Below are 15,581 nucleotides of genomic sequence, written 5' to 3'. Positions count from 1 at the left end.
TCCGCCCGTGTGCGCGACCGGATCAGCCCCGGTCGAGGTAGGCCAGTACGGCCAGCACCCGGCGGTTGTCGTCGTCCGACGGCGGCAGGCCGAGCTTGCCGAAGATGTTCGACGTGTGCTTGGCCACCGCCCGCTCCGTGACCACCAGCTGCGAGGCGATCGCCACGTTCGAACGACCCTGCGCCACCAGCTCCATGACCTCGCGCTCCCGGGGCGTGAGCCCGCCCATCGGCTTGTCCTGGGCCCGCCGGGACAGCAGCTGCGAGATCACCTGCGGATCCATCGCCGTACCGCCCGCGGCCACCCGGCGCACCGCGTCGATGAACTGGTCCGCGTCGAACACCCGGTCCTTCAGCAGGTAGCCGATCCCGCCGTTGCCGTCGGCCAGCAACTCCCGTGCGTACAACTGCTCCACGTGCTGCGACAGGACGAGCACCGGCAGCCCGGGCCGGCTGCGCCGGGCCGCCAGGGCGCACTGCAGGCCCTCGTCCGTGTGGGACGGCGGGAGCCGGACGTCGACCACGGCGACGTCCGGCTCCAAATCGGCCAGGGCCCTGGTCAGTTCGGGCCCGGTCTCCACTGCTGCCGCGACCTCGAAATCGTAGGCCTCGAGCATCCGCACCAGACCGTCGCGGAGCAGGAAGAGGTCTTCGGCTAGGACAACGCGCAAGGGATCTCCATGGTCACCATGGTGGGACCGCCCGCAGGGCTGCTGACGGCCAGTACGCCGTCGAATGTACCCAGTCGGCGTTCGATTCCGCTCAGTCCCGAGCCGGCCCCGATCGCCGCACCGCCCCTGCCGTTGTCCGTGACGGAGATCCGCAGCATGCCCTCGGCGTGGTGCATGTCCACCCAGACGCGGTCGGCGTCCGCGTGCTTCACCACGTTCGTCAGGGTCTCGCTGACGGCGAAGTACGCGGCCGACTCGACGGGCGCCTCGGCCCGGCCCGTGAGTTCCACGCCCACCTCGGACTCCACGGGCAGCCGCAGTGCCAGGGCCCGCACCGCGTCGCCCAGCCCACGCTCCGCGAGGACCGGCGGGTGGATGCCCCGTACGAGGTCGCGCAGCTCCGTCAGTGCCTCGGCGGAGGAGGCGCGGGCCATGGCCAGCAGCTTCTTCGCCTGCGCCGGGTCCTTCTCGACGAGCGCCTCGATCGTGCCCAGATTCATGCCCATGGCGACCAGCCGGGCCTGCGCCCCGTCGTGCAGATCCCGCTCGATGCGGCGAAGTTCGGAGGCCGCGGTGTCGACCGCCTCGTGCCGGGTCTCGGTGAGCCGGTCGATCCGCAGCGCCAGCTCCTGCTCCTGCGTGGGTGCCAGCACCGACCGGGCGAGCACGAAGTGCAGCCGCAGCAGCGGCCGGCTCGCCCACAGGCCGACGTGGAAGAGCACGATGCCGAGCGCCGCGGCGGCCAGCCCCGTCGCCTGGCTGCTGACCGGCACGAACCCGTACCAGTACGTGCTGTCCTCGAACACCCGCCACAGCCCCGCCGCCAGGACGAGACCTTCCACCGGGTAGACCATCAGCGCGAAGGACACGGCCAGCAGCGCGTAGCCGCCCGACATGTCGACCAGCAGCCACCGCAGGTCCCGCCAGGTCGCCGGGTCCTTCAGCAGGAGCGTCGTGCGCTCCACCTGCCCGGCGAAACCGGTGCGCAGATCCGGCGGGAAGGGCCGGTAGGCGACCGGGATACGGACGTCCGACCAGGTCATCGCGAGCAGCCGGCGCCGGTTGGCGTGCTTGCGCACCTCCTCCAGCACCCACGGGGTGGTGACCAGACCCACGCCCAGCAGGACGAGGGTGATGGAGAGCACCGACAGTACGAACAGGGTGACCGAGCCCACGATGCTCGCGAACGACAGGACGAACGCCCTTCCGGCGGCCAGCAGCCCTTCGCGTATCCGGCTCTTCGTCGCAGCCATGACCGTCTCTCCCCTCGCCGGACCCCCGTCGGATCCCGTCCGGTGACCAGTGTCGCCCGCCGTGTGCGGCGGGCGACAGCCGTCCCGCCACCCGGCCGGGGTACACCTGGCACCACCCCCGGGGGCTCGCCCTGCGCCTCCCCGGGGAGGGGGTCTTGACGGCTGGGGCGGCCGGCCTTGGCTTCCTAGATTCGTAGGTGCCTCGTCCGAGGCGTTTTCCGAGTCATTCCCCAGGGGGCGAAACCGCATGAGGCGCAACCTCGCGGCACGCATCGGTGTGTGGAGCACACACCACCGAAAGACGGCCGTTCTCGGCTGGTTGCTCTTCGTCGTGCTCGCCACGGGCATCGGCGGGGCGTCCGGCATGGTCGAGATGTCCACGTCGGAGAACGGCGCCGGCGACTCCGCGCGGGCGGAGAAGATCCTCGACGAAGCCGGACTCGGCCACCCCGCGGGTGAGCTGGTCATGGTGTCCGCCGCCCGCCCCGACGGCTGGCGCACCGCGGCCGGTGAGCTCGCCGCCGCACTGGAAGCGACCGGAGAGGTGCGCGGCCTCGCGGACCCGGTCGTGTCGAAGGACGGCAAGGAGGCGCTGATCACCTTCGGGATGAAGGGCGAAGCGGCCACCTCCGCCGACCGGGTGCAGCCGGTCCTGGACGCGGTCTCCGGGGTACGGGAGGCGCGGACGGACGTCGAGATCCACCAGTTCGGCGAGGCCAGTGCGGGCAAGTGGCTCGGTGATCTGCTCTCCGAGGACTTCAGGAGGGCCGAATTCACCGCCGTACCGCTGGCGCTGGGCATCCTGCTGGTCGCCTTCGGCGCCGTCGTGGCCGCACTGCTGCCGGTCGGACTCGCGCTGACCGCCTGCATGGCCGCGTTCGGTCTCCTCTCGCTCGCCAGCCACCAGCTGCACCTCTTCCAGACCACGTACTCCGTGATGTTCCTGATGGGCTTCGCCGTCGGCGTCGACTACTGCCTCTTCTACCTGCGGCGCGAACGCGACGAACGGGCGGCGGGACGTGACGCCGAGACCGCGCTGCGCATCGCGGCGGCCACCTCCGGCCGGGCCGTGCTCGTCTCCGGGCTCACGGTGATGGTGGCCATGGCCGGCATGTTCCTGTCCGGGCTGCTGCTGTTCAAGGGCTTCGCGCTCGCCACGATCATCGTCGTGTTCATCGCGATGCTGGGCTCCGTGACCGTGCTGCCCGCGCTGCTGTCCTGGCTCGGCGACCGCATCGACGCTGGCCGTGTACCGTTCCTGAACCGCCGCGGCGAGCGGGGCACGAAGGCGAGCGGCGGCATCGTCGGCACCGTCATCGGGCCCGTCCTGGCCGCACCGAAGCTCTTCGCCCTCGGCTCCGTCGTCGTGCTGCTCGCCCTGGCCGCGCCCGCACTCGGGATGAAGACCGAACAGCTCGGCCTGGAGAAGCAGTTCGGCTCCCGATCGCCGCTCGCGACCGCCCACCGCGCCATCTCCGAGAGCTTCCCCGGCGGCCCCGACCCGGCCCGCGTCGTGGTCCGGGCGGACGACATCGGCGCACCGGAGATCCGTACGGCCCTCGGCACCTTCGACCGGGTCACCGTCCACACGGCACAGGACATCGCGGAGATCGAGGTCCCGCTGCCCCACGGCGAGGACGACCTGGCCGAACTGCGCGAGAACCGGGTGCCGGACGCCTTCGACGGCACGGGCGCCGAGGCCTACGTCACCGGTGAGCTCGCCTCGTCCACCGACTTCAACGACCAGCTGAAGCGCGGCATCGTCCCCGTCTTCGCGTTCATCACCACCGTGACCTTCCTGCTGATGCTGTTCTGCTTCCGCAGCTACGTCATCGCGGTGACGTCCATCCTGCTCAACCTGCTCTCCGTCGCCGCCGCGTACGGGGTGATGACCGCCGTCTTCCAGCACGGCTGGGGCGCCGGGCTGATCGGCTCGGAGGGCGTAGGCGCGATCGAGTCCTGGATGCCGCTGTTCGTCCTCGTCGTCCTGTTCGGCCTGTCGATGGACTACCACGTCTTCGTGGTCTCCCGGATCCGTGAGGCCCGGGACAGCGGCCTGGACACCCGGGCGGCGATCGACATGGGCATCAGGCGCACCGCCGGAGCGGTGACGGGCGCCGCGGCGATCATGGTGGCCGTCTTCGCGGTCTTCGGGACCCTGTCCATGCAGGACATGCAGCAGATGGGCGTCGGCCTCGCCGTCGCGGTACTGCTGGACGCCACGGTCGTACGGATGGTCCTGCTGCCCTCCGTCATGGCACTGCTGGGCGAGCGGAACTGGCGGGTGCCGCGCATGCTCTCCCGGCTGCCGAGCCTGGAGCACAGCGAGGCCGTCACGACGGACACGACGGACACGACGGGTGCCGAGCCGGTGCAGGCGGGATCACGCGGCTGACGCGGAACCACCCCGGAACGGCGGGAGGCCCCGGTACCCGGGGCCTCCCGCGTGTCCGCGGAACAGGATCAGGGCGCGTACCTGTAGCCCACACGCCGGACGGTCTGGATCGAGCGGCGGTGCTCCGCGCCCAACTTGCGGCGCAGCCGGGCGACATGGACGTCGACGGTGCGCCCGTCGCCCACGTGCCCGTAACCCCAGACCGTCGTCACCAGCTGATCACGGGTGTGCACCCGGTGCGGGTGCGCCACCAGATGGGCCAGCAGCTCGAACTCGAGGTACGTGAGGTCGAGCACGACACCGTCCACGGCGGCGGTGCGCCGGGTCGAGTCGATCCGTACGGGACCGCCCGCCGGGGCCTCGGGGGCCGGCTCCGGCACGAGCTGCCGGTCCTGGGCGGTGGCCACGGCCCCGGCGAGAGCCGGCTGCTGGTCGGCGGGGACGAGCACCAGGTAGCCGACCATCGGCGGCCGGCCCGGCAGCACCGGCAGCGTGTGCTGCGGGGCCGGCAGCCAGGTGGCACCCGGCGGCAGGAAGCCGGCCACGTCGGTCAGGTCGGCGACCTCGTCACGCTCGACGGCGCGCAGCCGGGGTCGGTTCGGAGACAGGGCGGTACGGGCGGTGGTGGTGGCCGCAGCGGACACCGTGGACGCCGCGGTGGCGGCGGACGCGGTGGAGAAGGTGCGAGTGTTCGCCATGAGGGTCAGCTCTTTCGCGCGAGAGGTCGTCGAGGGACGTACGTCGTGCGCGCGGGCCGAAGGCCGGGGGTGAGGCGGCTTTAGAGGGCCTGCGCGTTCCACGCGCGGCAACACACCCGGTCGAAGTCATGATGCTGACGAGAGGGCCAGAACGGCTCGAGGTCGCTGCGACCCGACGAGGTGTACTGGAAGCTGGCCATGTCCCCATTGAAGCAGAGATCGTGGCTGTGCGTCAGAGTCCTCTCACCCGTCGATACGGTCCTGCCGAGTTACCTTCCTCACCTGCCACTTGCTCGCCCGTGGCCACTCGGCCCACAGGGATCCCGCGCCGAACAACGAGGGCGCCCACCGCGGCCGGTGGGCGCCCTCACTGATGGAACGGTGTCGCGGGTCAGACCTGGTCGGCCTTCTCCAGCGCGGTGCAGCAGGTGTCGACGATCAGCCGCGTGACGACGTATGGGTCGACGTTGGCGTTCGGGCGACGGTCCTCGATGTAGCCCTTCTGGTCCTGCTCGACCTGCCACGGGATACGGACCGAGGCGCCGCGGTTGGAGACGCCGTAGCTGTACTCGTTCCACGGGGCGGTCTCGTGCAGGCCGGTCAGACGGTCGTCGATGCCCGCGCCGTAGTTCTTGACGTGGTCCATCGGCTTCGAGCCCTCACCGAGCGACTCGGCTGCGGTGATGATCGCCTCGTAGCCCTCGCGCATCGCCTTCGTGGAGAAGTTGGTGTGCGCGCCCGCGCCGTTCCAGTCGCCCTTGACCGGCTTCGGGTCCAGCGTCGCGGAGACGTTGAAGTCCTCGGCGGTGCGGTACAGCAGCCAGCGCGCGATCCACAGGTGGTCGGAGACCTCCAGGGGCGAGACCGGTCCGACCTGGAACTCCCACTGGCCGGGCATGACCTCGGCGTTGATGCCGGAGATGGCCAGGCCCGCCTTCAGGCAGTTGTCGAGGTGCTTCTCGACGATGTCGCGGCCGAAGATCTCGTCCGAGCCCGCACCGCAGTAGTAGCCGCCCTGCGCGGCCGGGAAGCCGCCCTCGGGGAAGCCCAGCGGACGGTGGCCGTCGAAGAAGGTGTACTCCTGCTCGATGCCGAAGATCGGCTCCTGGCCCTCGAACCGCTCGGCGACCGGGCGGAGCTCGGCGCGGGTGTTGGACTCGTGCGGCGTCATGTCGATGTTGAAGACCTCGCACAGGACGAGGACGTCGTCACCGCCGCGGATCGGGTCAGGACACGAGAAGACCGGCTTCAGAACCCGGTCGGAGGCGTGGCCCTCGGCCTGGTTGGTGCTCGAACCGTCGAAGCCCCAGATGGGCAGCTCCGCGCCATCGGTCATGATCTTCGTCTTGGAGCGAAGCTTGGCGGTCGGCTCGGTGCCGTCGATCCAGATGTACTCAGCCTTGAACGTCACGGACGCCATCCTTTGCGGGTGCTGCGGTCTATGGTGCGCAGCTTCGCAAGACGCGATTTCCCGTCCGTTGCCCGAATGTGAACCCCGTGTTACCGAGGTTTCCCGGGAGTGTCGGACGGCAGGTCCCCGCGGTCCCGGGGCGTCTCACCCTGCGGCGCACCGGATACGGTCCGCGCCGGGACCCGGCCGGGGGACACTTGTGGCATGACCACACCCGCTGCCTCCCGCACCCCGATGCGGATCGGCCTCGTCGGCGCCGGCCCCTGGGCCCGCCTGACCCACGCCCCCGCCCTCGCGGCCCACCCCGATGTCGAGCTGAGCGGGGTCTGGGGCCGCAGGCCCGAGGCCGCGGACGCGCTCGCCGCCGCCCACGGCACCCGGGCCCGCACGGGCGAGGCGGGCCTCGACGCGCTCCTGGCCGCCAGCGACGCGGTGGCCTTCGCCGTACCGCCGGACATCCAGGCGCCGCTGGCCGCGCGGGCAGCCGCCGCCGGATGCCACCTCCTGATGGACAAGCCGGTCGCCACCACGGTGGCGGGCGCGCGCGAGGTCGCCGAGGCCGCCGAGCGGGCCCAGGTCGCCTCCGTGGTCTTCTGCACGCTCCGGTTCGCGCCCGGGACAGCCGGATGGATCGCCGAACAGGCCGCGTCGGGCGGCTGGTTCACGGCCCGCGCCCAGTGGATCGGGGCGCTGTACGCACCGGGCACGAGCAACGAGTTCGCCGCCTCGCCCTGGCGCCGGGAGAGGGGAGCGCTGTGGGACGTGGGCCCGCACGCGCTCTCCGTGCTGATCCCGGTGCTGGGCGACGTGACGGAGGTGACGGCGGCCCGCGGCCCGGCCGACGCCACGCACCTGCTGCTCAGGCACACCTCCGGCGCGTCCAGCACGGTGACGCTCGCGCTGGACGCGCCGGTGGGCGCGGCGGGGACGGAGGTCGAATTCAGGGGCGAGCGGGGGACGAGCCTCCTGCCCACGGGCCACGACGACGCGCTCGCCGCGTTCCGGGTGGCGCTGGACGCGCTGATCGACGCGGCGCGTACGGGGGTGGCGCACCCCTGCGACGTACGGTTCGGGCTGCGGCTCACGGAGGTCCTGGCGCGGGCCGAGGCGGCCCTGGGACCGGTGCGGGCCTGAGACCGGTGACGGGCCGCTTCGTTCCGACGGGCGTTCCTGCCGCGTGTCACTCCGGGGGCAGCGCCCGGCACAGCGCCTCCAGGGCCGGCGCGTACGCGTGCTCGGCCGGGGTCGCGTACCCCACGACCAGCCCGTCCCGCGCGGCCCCGGCCGTGACGGCGGCCGGATGCAGATACCCGGCGAGCCCCTCCACCGCCAGCCCCTGCCAGGCCGCGGCCCGCACCACGGAACGCTCCGTGCCACGCGGCAGTTCCAGCACGGCGTGCAGCCCCGCGGCGATCCCGGACACCCTGACCCGCGGGGCGCGCCGCTCCAGCGCCGCCACGAGCTGGTCGCGGCGCCGCCGGTGACGCTGCCGCATCCGGCGCACCTGCCGGTCGTACGCGCCCGACTCGACGAAGTCCGCCAGGGTCAGCTGTTCCGTGGCGCTCGACCACTGCTCCCGCTCGCCCTTCGCCGCGAGAACACCGTCCACCAGCCGTTCGGGCAGCACCATCCAGCCGATCCGCAGCGTCGGCGAGAGGCTCTTGCTCACGGAACCCAGCAGCACCACGTGCTCCGGATCGAGCCCCTGCACGGCGCCCACCGGCTGCCGGTCGTAGCGGAACTCCCCGTCGTAGTCGTCCTCCACGACCAGGCCGCCCGTCGCCCGCGCCCAGTCGACGACGGCAGCACGGCGCTCCGGGTGCAGCGGGCCGCCGGTCGGGAACTGGTGCGCGGGGGTGAGCAGCGCCGCCCGCTCCGCCCGCCCCAGTTCCCGTACCAGCGCCCCGTCCCCGTCGACGGAGACCGGCCGGGTCCGGACCCCCAGGCCGGTCAGCAGCTCCCGGTGGAAGGGCAGCCCGTACGCCTCCACCGCCCACGGCCCGCCCACCACCTCGGCCAGCAGCCGCAGCGCGTGCGCGGCGCCCGAGCAGAGCACGATCCGCTCGGCCGAGGTCCGCACACCGCGCACCCGGGCCAGATAGCCGGCCAGCGCCTCCCGCAGCTCCGGCCGCCCCTGCGGATCACCGGGCCCGAACGCGTCGTGCGGGGCCCGGGCCAGCGCCCGCCGGGCCGAGGCCACCCAGGCGCTCCGGGGAAAGGCGGACGGGTCGGGCTTCCCCTGCACCAGATCGTGGACCGGGCGGGTGGCCCGCTCCGGGGTGCGCCGACGGTGGGCGCCGGCGAGCGGGGCGGCCCGCTCCGCGACCCGGGTGCCCGAACCCTGGCGGGCGGCCAGCCAGCCCTCGGCGACGAGTTCGGCATAGGCGTCGGCCACCGTGTTGCGGGCCAGCCCGAGGTCGGCGGCGAGCGAACGGTACGGCGGCAGCCGGGTCCCCGGAGCGAGCCGTCCGCTCCTGATCGCGTCGCGCAGCGCCCGCATCAGGACGGCCCGCCGACTGCCCGTGCCGGAGAGTTCCAGCTGCAGGTCACTGCCCAGGATCTCTGCCGAATTGACCCATGAATCCGTCACTGCAATGCACCCCGTCGCCGGTCACCGAACCTTCTAGATTCGTACCCATGACGACGACAGAGATCAAGTCCGGCACCGACACGGCCACCGCCGCCTCCACCGTCCGGCTCAATTTCGCCCAGGCCGCGCCCAAGGTCTTCCGCGCCGTGATCGGACTGGACGCGGCGGCCCGCGAGGGCCTGGACCCCGCCCTGGTGGAGCTGGTCCAGATCCGCTCCTCGCACCTCAACCACTGCGCGTACTGCCTCCACATGCACACCACCGACGCCCGCAAGGCGGGGGAGAGCGAGGAGCGGCTGCACATGGTCGCCGTGTGGCAGGAGGCGGCACACTTCTTCACGCCGAAGGAGCAGGCGGCCCTCGCCCTCACGGACGCCGTCACCCGCGTCGCGGACGCCGGAGTGCCCGACGCCGTCTATGAGCGCGCCGCGGCCCACTTCGACGAGCGGGAACTGGCCCAGCTCCTGGCCCTGATCCTCACGATCAACACCTGGAACCGCATCGCCCTCGCCACGGCGAAGCGCGCGGGCACGGACGAGCGCTGAACCCCGCGGCGCGGCGGGCCCTGATCCCGCCGGGTACGCACCCGCGTGTCCCGGCGTCCGGCGCACGCCGGGTCACCGCCCGAGGGCGTCCCGTACGGCTTCCTCCGACCGGGCCACCACGGCCGTCCCGTCCTGCGCGGTGATGATCGGCCGCTGGATCAGCTTCGGGTGCTCCGCCAGTGCCGAGATCCACCGCTCGCGCGAACCCGCGTCCTTCGCCCACTCCTTGAGCCCCAGCTCCTTCGCGTCCGCCTCCTGGGTCCGGGTGATGTCCCACGGCTCCAGCCCCAGCCGGTCGAGCACGGCCCGGATCTCGTCCGGGGAGGGCACGTCCTCCAGGTAGCGGCGGACCGTGTACTCGGCGCCCTCGGCATCGAGCAGATCCACCGCGCCGCGGCACTTGGAACAGGCGGGATCGATCCAGATCTCCATGGGGCCAAGGGTACGGGAGGGATCTCCGAAATAGCCTCTGGCCAGGGGTGATTGTCAGCGGGGGGCAGTAAAATGGAGGGAGTTCGTGAGGGTTCCACCACTGTGCCAGGAGGTTTGCCGATGGCCGTTGCCACAGCCACGACCGAGCCGCTCCACCAGCCCCTGCGGAAGAAGCCGCTGCCCGCGGGACGGCCCCGCGAGTGGTACGTCTCGCACAACCGCCGCCTCAAGGCCATGCGCCTGGCGATCGCCCTGCTCGACACGGGCGTCTACCAGCCGTCGAGCGCCGACAACCACAGGATCCGTGCGACAGCCGACCGCCTCGCCATCCACCCGCCGTCCGACACCACCTGCCGCATGGTCCGCGCGCTGATCCGCTACGGCCGCTGACACCCGCCGCCTGTGCCTCCGGGAAGCCCGGGGGCACAGGCGCGTCCGGTGATGTCGGAGGGCGGTGCCAGACTGCCCGGATGTCACTCGCAGACCTGACCCTCGACCACTGGCGCACCCTCGGCCGCGACACCGCCGCGCGGTACGTGGAGGAGGCCGCCCGCACGGTGGACGGCAGGCTCGTCCGGCAGGCCGGCGCCCCGTACCGGCCGCTCGTCGAACGGGCCGGTGCGCACTACGCGTTGATACCCGGCGGCGAGGTGACCATCGGCTTCGACGCCGACGCCTGGCAGCCGCTGCCCGGCCAGCTCGCCTCGTACCGCGAGGAGGGTGTCGCCGGCGGCTTCGGCTTCGACGAGGACCCGCGGGCCCACCTGGCGCAGACGCTGACCCCGCGGCGCACCGTCCCGCTGCCCGCCGTGCTGGTGGCGGTCGAGCCCCTGAAGCTCCCCGATCTCCCCGCACTGGTCCCCGCCCTGCTGGCCGGGCGCGGACTGCGGCTGCCGGACCCCGACGCCTGGGAGCACGCCTGCGGTGCCGGCGCCACGACGCTGTTCCGCTGGGGGAACCACTGCCCGCCCGGCGCCCCGTACGGCACGGAGGGAACAGGTCCGCACCACGCCCCGAACGCCTTCGGACTGCACATCGCCTACGACGTCTACGACACCGCCGAGATGACGTCCGACCCGGGTTCCGTATACGGCGGCGACGGCGGCGAAGCGGTCTGCGGCGGCTACGGCACCTTCCTGGAGTGGCTGCCACTGGCCACCGCCAACCACAACCCGTCCATGGCGGACTTCCTCGACGGCCCGGAGGGCGAGGACGTGTTCGAGGACTTCAACGTCCGCCCGGTCATCGATCTGGAGTGACCGGCACACCGAGTGTGACGTGTCACAGACAACACAGCGTCACTGTGGGAACTTCAACTCTGCTACTCCTCAGTTGAGTTACCGACGCGCGCGTGGAGAGGGTCGTCATGAGCACTCTGCAAGCCATCACGCTCGACCAGGTGGTCGACACCGACCGCTACCCCCTGTCGGACCCCGGAAGCGACGAGGCCCGGGCCGTGGTGGCACGGGCCGGGCACGAACTGGCCACGGTCGGCTGCACCGTCCTTCCGGACTTCGTCCGCCCGTCGCTCCACGAGATGCTGCGCCAGGAGTGCGCGGCCCTCGCCCCCCAGGCGTACTACGACGTCGAGACGGTCAACGTCTACAACATCGCCGTGGACGCGGACCTCCCGGACGGCCATCCGGGCCGGCGCACGCTCCGGCGCGGCAACGCGTTCGTGGCACGTGACCGCATCCCCGAGGGCGCCCTCATCGCCCGGCTCCACGGGCACCCGATGTTCCAGCGCTTCGTCGCCGACTGCTTCGGGCTGCCTCGGCTGCACGAGCTCGCCGACCCGCTCTCCGGGCTCGTGCTCAACGTCGTACGCCCCGGGATGGAGCACCCCTGGCACTTCGACACCAACGAGTACACGGTCAGCATGCTCACCCAGCGGGCCGACACCGGCGGCGAGTTCGAGTACTGCCCGAACATCAGGTCCGCCGAGGACGAGCGCTTCGACGCCGTCCGCGACGTGCTCGACGGCACCGCCCGGGGCGAACGGCTGCCGCTCAGACCGGGCGACCTGCAGCTGTTCAAGGGCCGCTACTCACTGCACCGCGTCAGCCCCGTACAGGGCGACGTGGCACGCCACTCCGCGATCTTCGCCTACAGCGAGCGCCCCGGCGTCATCGGAAGCGTGGCACGGACCAGGCAGCTCTTCGGCCGCGTCCTGCCCGAACACCTGGCCGCCGAAGGCCGGGCCGTACGGAGCGACCGCCTGCTGGACTGACGGGCGGCCCGCGCAGACAGATCCTGCCCCGCACGCCATCCACCAAGGAGTAGGCCCCTTGCGTTTCGACGCGACCGGAAAAGTCTCCCTCGACCACATCTACACCGCGCCCGACCCGCGCACGTACTTCGAGGTGCTCCGCCCCCTCGGCTACTGCGTCCCGCAGCAGGCCAAGCCCTACTTCGAGAAGATCGTCAAGGAGTACCGGGAGTCCGAACAGGTCGAGGCCCCCAGGATCCTGGACATCGGCTGCTCCTACGGGATCAACGCCGCCCTCCTGAAGTACGACGCGACGATGGACGAGCTGTACGCCCGCTACGGTGACGCCGCCGGGATGTCCCGCGAGGAACTCCTGGCCCGCGACCGCGAGCTCTCCCGCTCGCGCAGACCCGCGCACGGCCTCCGCTTCACCGGCCTGGACGCCTCCACCGGCGCCCTGGCCTACGCGCGCGAGGCCGGATTCCTCGACGACACGGTCCACGCCGACCTGGAGGCGGACGACCCCACACCGGAGCAGCACGCCCTGCTCACCGGGACGGACCTCGTGATCTCGACGGGCTGCATCGGCTACGTCACCGAACGCACCCTCACCCGCGTCGTGCACGCCCAGGGCGAACGCCGCCCCTGGATGGCGCACTTCGTGCTCAGGATGTTCTCGTTCGACCCCGTCGAGGAAGCCCTCGACGGACTCGGATACCGCACCGTGCGGGTCGACGACGTCTTCAAGCAGCGCAGGTTCGCCGACCCGCAGGAACAGGCACTCGTCCTCGACAGGATGGCGGCGGCCGGAGTGGATGCGCGGGGCCTGGAGGAGGAAGGCTGGATGTACGCCCAGCTGTACGTCTCCCGCCCGCACCAGGACCCCGCCCGCTGACCCCAGCCCGCCCGAGCACCCGCACCCACCGACCGAAAGCAGAGCCGAATTGAACGTCAGCCAGGAAGCAGCGGTCAGCGCCACCTTCGCCCGGGAGGGTGATCTGCCACGCGTGCCGCTGCCCACGCTCGAAGCCAGCTGCGAGAGGTTCCTCGCCTGGTGCGCACCGCTGCTGACCGCCGAGGAACGGGCCGCGACCGAGGCCGAGGTCGCGGCCTTCCTCCAGCCCGACGGCCCCGGCCGCGTCCTGCACGCGGCGCTGGAGGAGTACGACGCCACCAAGGGCGTGCACAGCTGGCTCGACACCTTCTGGCCGTACCGCTACCTCGGCCGCCGCGACCGGATCGCGCTCAACGCCAACTTCTTCTTCCTCTTCCAGGACACCGGCCAGGGGCAGCTGGACCGGGCGGCCGGACTGGTCGCCGGGGCGCTCCACTACAAGCGGCAGCTGGACGAGGGCCTCATCGCGCCGGTGGAGCAGCGCGGAGTGCCCCAGTCGATGGTGCAGAACAAGTACCTGTTCTCCACGACCCGTATCCCCGGCGTCCCGCTGGACACCGTCCGCGCCCCCTACGGCGACCGTGCGCCCGGCCCGTCCACGGCCCGGCACATCGTGGTGTTCTTCCGGGGAAGCATGTTCCGGCTTGACGTGCTCGGTGAGGACGGCGCCCCGCACAGCCTCGACGAGATCGAGGCCGGGCTGCGCGCCGTGACCAAGGCCGACGTGCACACGGACGAGGCCGACCGGGCCGGCCACCTCACCACGATGGCGCGCGCGGAATGGGCGGCGGCCAGGGACGCCCTCATCGCCCGGCACCCCCGCAACGCCGGGACGCTGGACGACATCGAGACCGCGCTCTTCTGCGTCTGCCTGGAGGACCTCGCCCCCGAGGACACCAAGGCCACCTGCGACGAACTGCTGTACGGGGACCGGGGCAACCGCTGGTTCGACAAGGCCGTCTCCTTCGTCGTCTACGCGAACGGCCGGGCCGGCATCAACGTCGAGCACTGCGAGCTGGACGGGACCACCATCCTCAGCTTCACCGACGCACTGCTCGGCACGGAGCCCGAGGAGCACGCCCGCCTGTCCGGCGCCCGCCCGCAGGGACAGCCCGTCCCGCGGCCCCTCGCGTTCGAGCTGGACGACACCCTGCGCGCCCAGGTGCGGTCCGCCGCCGAGTCGTTCGCCGCGTACGGTGCCGCCACGGCAACCAGCACGGTCTCCTTCGACGACTTCGGCAGCACCGCGGCCAAGGCCCTCGGGGTGTCCCCGGACGCGTTCGTCCAGGCCGCCTACCAGCTGGCCCACCAGCGCGCCAAGGGCCACCTCGGCGCCACGTACGAGTCGATCGCGACCCGCCAGTTCCGGCACGGCCGCACCGAGGCGATGCGTGTCGTCACCCCCGGGATGACGGCCTTCGTGGCGGCGATGGACGACCCCGCCGCCGACCGCGACACCCGCCGCACCGCCTTCCGCGCCGCCGCGACCGCCCATGTGACCCGTGCGAAGGAATGCCAGGCCGGAAACGCCCCCGAGCAGCACCTGTGGGAGCTGGAACTCATCCAGCGCCGCCGGGGCGCCGAGCTCGGGATCACCGGACAGCCCGCCCTGTACCGCTCACCGGGCTGGGTCACGATGCGGGACGACTACCTGAGCACCAGCTCGGCGCCGTCGGAGAACATCCAGTACTTCGGCTTCGGCTCCACGAGCAGCAAGTGCATCGGCATCGCCTACGTCCTGCTGCCCGACCGCTTCAACCTCTACCTGAGCACCCCGCAGCCGGTCGCCGACCAGATGCACGCCTTCGTGGACCGCCTCCGCGAGGCCGTCGCGGAACTGCGCGAACTACTGGCGGGCTGAGCTGACAACGGACGGGCGCCGAGCGGCCGTTCGGGCTCAGCTCGCCGCCCGCCCGTTCGCCGCGCCCGTGGGCTCCGGACCGGCTCATCCCTCCGGCGCGCCCTCCGCCGCCCACAGTTCGTCCAGCCGCGTCCGAACCGCACTCACCGCGGTCACCCCCAGATCCGAGGCCCACCGCAGCCCGGCCTGGTCCGTGCCCTCGGCGACGCCGACGAGGACGGCCAGGGTCAGGCGGGCCCACTGCTCCTCGGTCAAGTAGTCGGGCTTGCTGACCGGTTCCGGTGCGGGCGGCACGCTCTCCCCTTCCGAAAGGTATGCCGGAACACTATTGGCGGGTGGCGGGTGGCGGGTGGCGGGTGGCGGGCTGGACGGCCTCCGGCCCGCCACGGTGCGGGACGTAGCCCTGCGCCGGAGCGGGGAGCGCGTCGAGGCAGCGGGCCGAGCACGCGTCGACGTGCAGCGGCAGGACATCGGTGCGAGGAGGGCGATCTGCTCCGGCCGCCAGTCGCTCCACCCCCCTTGAGTGGCGAAACCGGGTGGGGCCCGGGACCCGCGAGCGGCGGGGGGGCGGAGCCCCCGCAGGGTGGGGGGGGCCCGGGGCGCCGGAGCGGGGGGGGAGCCG

15 protein-coding genes are annotated in these 15,581 nt (G+C 72.2%); 8 read left to right on the top strand and 7 right to left on the bottom strand.

The genetic code is table 11. The annotated features are described in order from the left end of the window. Positions 1–22: 22 nt before the first annotated feature. Together ACFWVP_RS00075 and ACFWVP_RS00070 are read right to left on the bottom strand one after the other, a co-directional pair. Positions 23–670, bottom strand: coding sequence for a LuxR C-terminal-related transcriptional regulator (locus ACFWVP_RS00075; protein ID WP_384492646.1), 648 nt, complete (start codon positions 668–670; stop codon positions 23–25). Beyond that, entirely contained in the window at positions 655–1,923 is a 1,269-nt protein-coding gene (locus tag ACFWVP_RS00070; protein ID WP_384492645.1) for a sensor histidine kinase, read from the bottom strand. The genes ACFWVP_RS00075 and ACFWVP_RS00070 overlap by 16 nt, the downstream gene beginning before the upstream one ends. A 247-nt stretch (positions 1,924–2,170) precedes the next feature. On the opposite strand from ACFWVP_RS00070, the gene ACFWVP_RS00065 reads away from it, so the two are divergent. Continuing rightward, positions 2,171–4,318 carry an MMPL family transporter gene (locus ACFWVP_RS00065; RefSeq protein WP_384492644.1) on the top strand — a complete coding sequence of 716 codons (2,148 nt, stop codon included), beginning with the start codon at positions 2,171–2,173 and terminating at the stop codon, positions 4,316–4,318. Positions 4,319–4,386: 68 nt separating this feature from the next. Here the strand turns inward: ACFWVP_RS00065 and ACFWVP_RS00060 are convergent, their stop codons facing one another. Continuing rightward, on the bottom strand, positions 4,387–5,016 hold the full coding sequence (locus tag ACFWVP_RS00060; RefSeq protein WP_384492643.1) for a winged helix-turn-helix domain-containing protein: 630 nt from the start codon (positions 5,014–5,016) through the stop codon (positions 4,387–4,389). 391 nt (positions 5,017–5,407) lie between these two features. Further along, positions 5,408–6,427, bottom strand: a complete 1,020-nt coding sequence (gene glnII / locus ACFWVP_RS00055; protein ID WP_384492642.1) for a glutamine synthetase — start codon at positions 6,425–6,427, stop codon at positions 5,408–5,410. Positions 6,428–6,631: 204 nt separating this feature from the next. Between glnII and ACFWVP_RS00050 the strand changes: the two genes are divergently transcribed. Continuing rightward, positions 6,632–7,561, top strand: coding sequence for a Gfo/Idh/MocA family protein (locus ACFWVP_RS00050; RefSeq protein ID WP_384492641.1), 930 nt, complete (start codon positions 6,632–6,634; stop codon positions 7,559–7,561). 46 nt (positions 7,562–7,607) lie between these two features. On the opposite strand, the gene ACFWVP_RS00045 is transcribed toward ACFWVP_RS00050, so the two are convergent. Next, the gene (locus tag ACFWVP_RS00045; RefSeq protein WP_384492640.1) at positions 7,608–9,017 is read right to left on the bottom strand and encodes a PLP-dependent aminotransferase family protein; all 1,410 of its coding nucleotides are present in this window, start codon (positions 9,015–9,017) and stop codon (positions 7,608–7,610) included. 47 nt (positions 9,018–9,064) lie between these two features. Between ACFWVP_RS00045 and ACFWVP_RS00040 the strand changes: the two genes are divergently transcribed. After that, positions 9,065–9,562: a carboxymuconolactone decarboxylase family protein gene (locus ACFWVP_RS00040; RefSeq protein ID WP_384492639.1), complete on the top strand. Its 498-nt coding sequence runs from the start codon at positions 9,065–9,067 to the stop codon at positions 9,560–9,562. A gap of 72 nt (positions 9,563–9,634) precedes the next feature. Here the strand turns inward: ACFWVP_RS00040 and ACFWVP_RS00035 are convergent, their stop codons facing one another. Further along, positions 9,635–9,994 (bottom strand): ArsC/Spx/MgsR family protein, encoded by a 360-nt coding sequence (locus ACFWVP_RS00035; RefSeq protein WP_384492638.1) that lies wholly within the window; start codon positions 9,992–9,994, stop codon positions 9,635–9,637. A gap of 120 nt (positions 9,995–10,114) precedes the next feature. On the opposite strand from ACFWVP_RS00035, the gene ACFWVP_RS00030 reads away from it, so the two are divergent. From ACFWVP_RS00030 to ACFWVP_RS00010, 5 genes are all read left to right on the top strand, one after another. Further along, complete coding sequence (locus ACFWVP_RS00030) at positions 10,115–10,384, top strand: hypothetical protein (RefSeq protein ID WP_384492637.1); 270 nt, start codon at positions 10,115–10,117, stop codon at positions 10,382–10,384. Between the two features lie 80 nt (positions 10,385–10,464). Beyond that, a complete protein-coding gene (locus ACFWVP_RS00025; protein WP_384492636.1) occupies positions 10,465–11,253 on the top strand; it encodes a hypothetical protein in 789 nt (262 codons plus the stop codon). Between the two features lie 107 nt (positions 11,254–11,360). Next, positions 11,361–12,224, top strand: a complete 864-nt coding sequence (locus ACFWVP_RS00020) for an arpA protein (RefSeq protein WP_384492635.1) — start codon at positions 11,361–11,363, stop codon at positions 12,222–12,224. A gap of 58 nt (positions 12,225–12,282) precedes the next feature. Continuing rightward, positions 12,283–13,098: a class I SAM-dependent methyltransferase gene (locus ACFWVP_RS00015; protein WP_384492634.1), complete on the top strand. Its 816-nt coding sequence runs from the start codon at positions 12,283–12,285 to the stop codon at positions 13,096–13,098. Positions 13,099–13,147: 49 nt separating this feature from the next. Next, complete coding sequence (locus ACFWVP_RS00010; protein WP_384492633.1) at positions 13,148–14,959, top strand: choline/carnitine O-acyltransferase; 1,812 nt, start codon at positions 13,148–13,150, stop codon at positions 14,957–14,959. Between the two features lie 84 nt (positions 14,960–15,043). On the opposite strand, the gene ACFWVP_RS00005 is transcribed toward ACFWVP_RS00010, so the two are convergent. Next, positions 15,044–15,253 (bottom strand): hypothetical protein, encoded by a 210-nt coding sequence (locus ACFWVP_RS00005; RefSeq protein ID WP_384492632.1) that lies wholly within the window; start codon positions 15,251–15,253, stop codon positions 15,044–15,046. Between the last annotated feature and the right edge of the window lie 328 nt (positions 15,254–15,581).

It is taken from the genome of Streptomyces sp. NPDC058637 (assembly GCF_042717325.1).
Lineage (GTDB): Bacteria > Actinomycetota > Actinomycetes > Streptomycetales > Streptomycetaceae > Streptomyces.
This window is presented reverse-complemented; position numbering and strand designations above follow the sequence as displayed.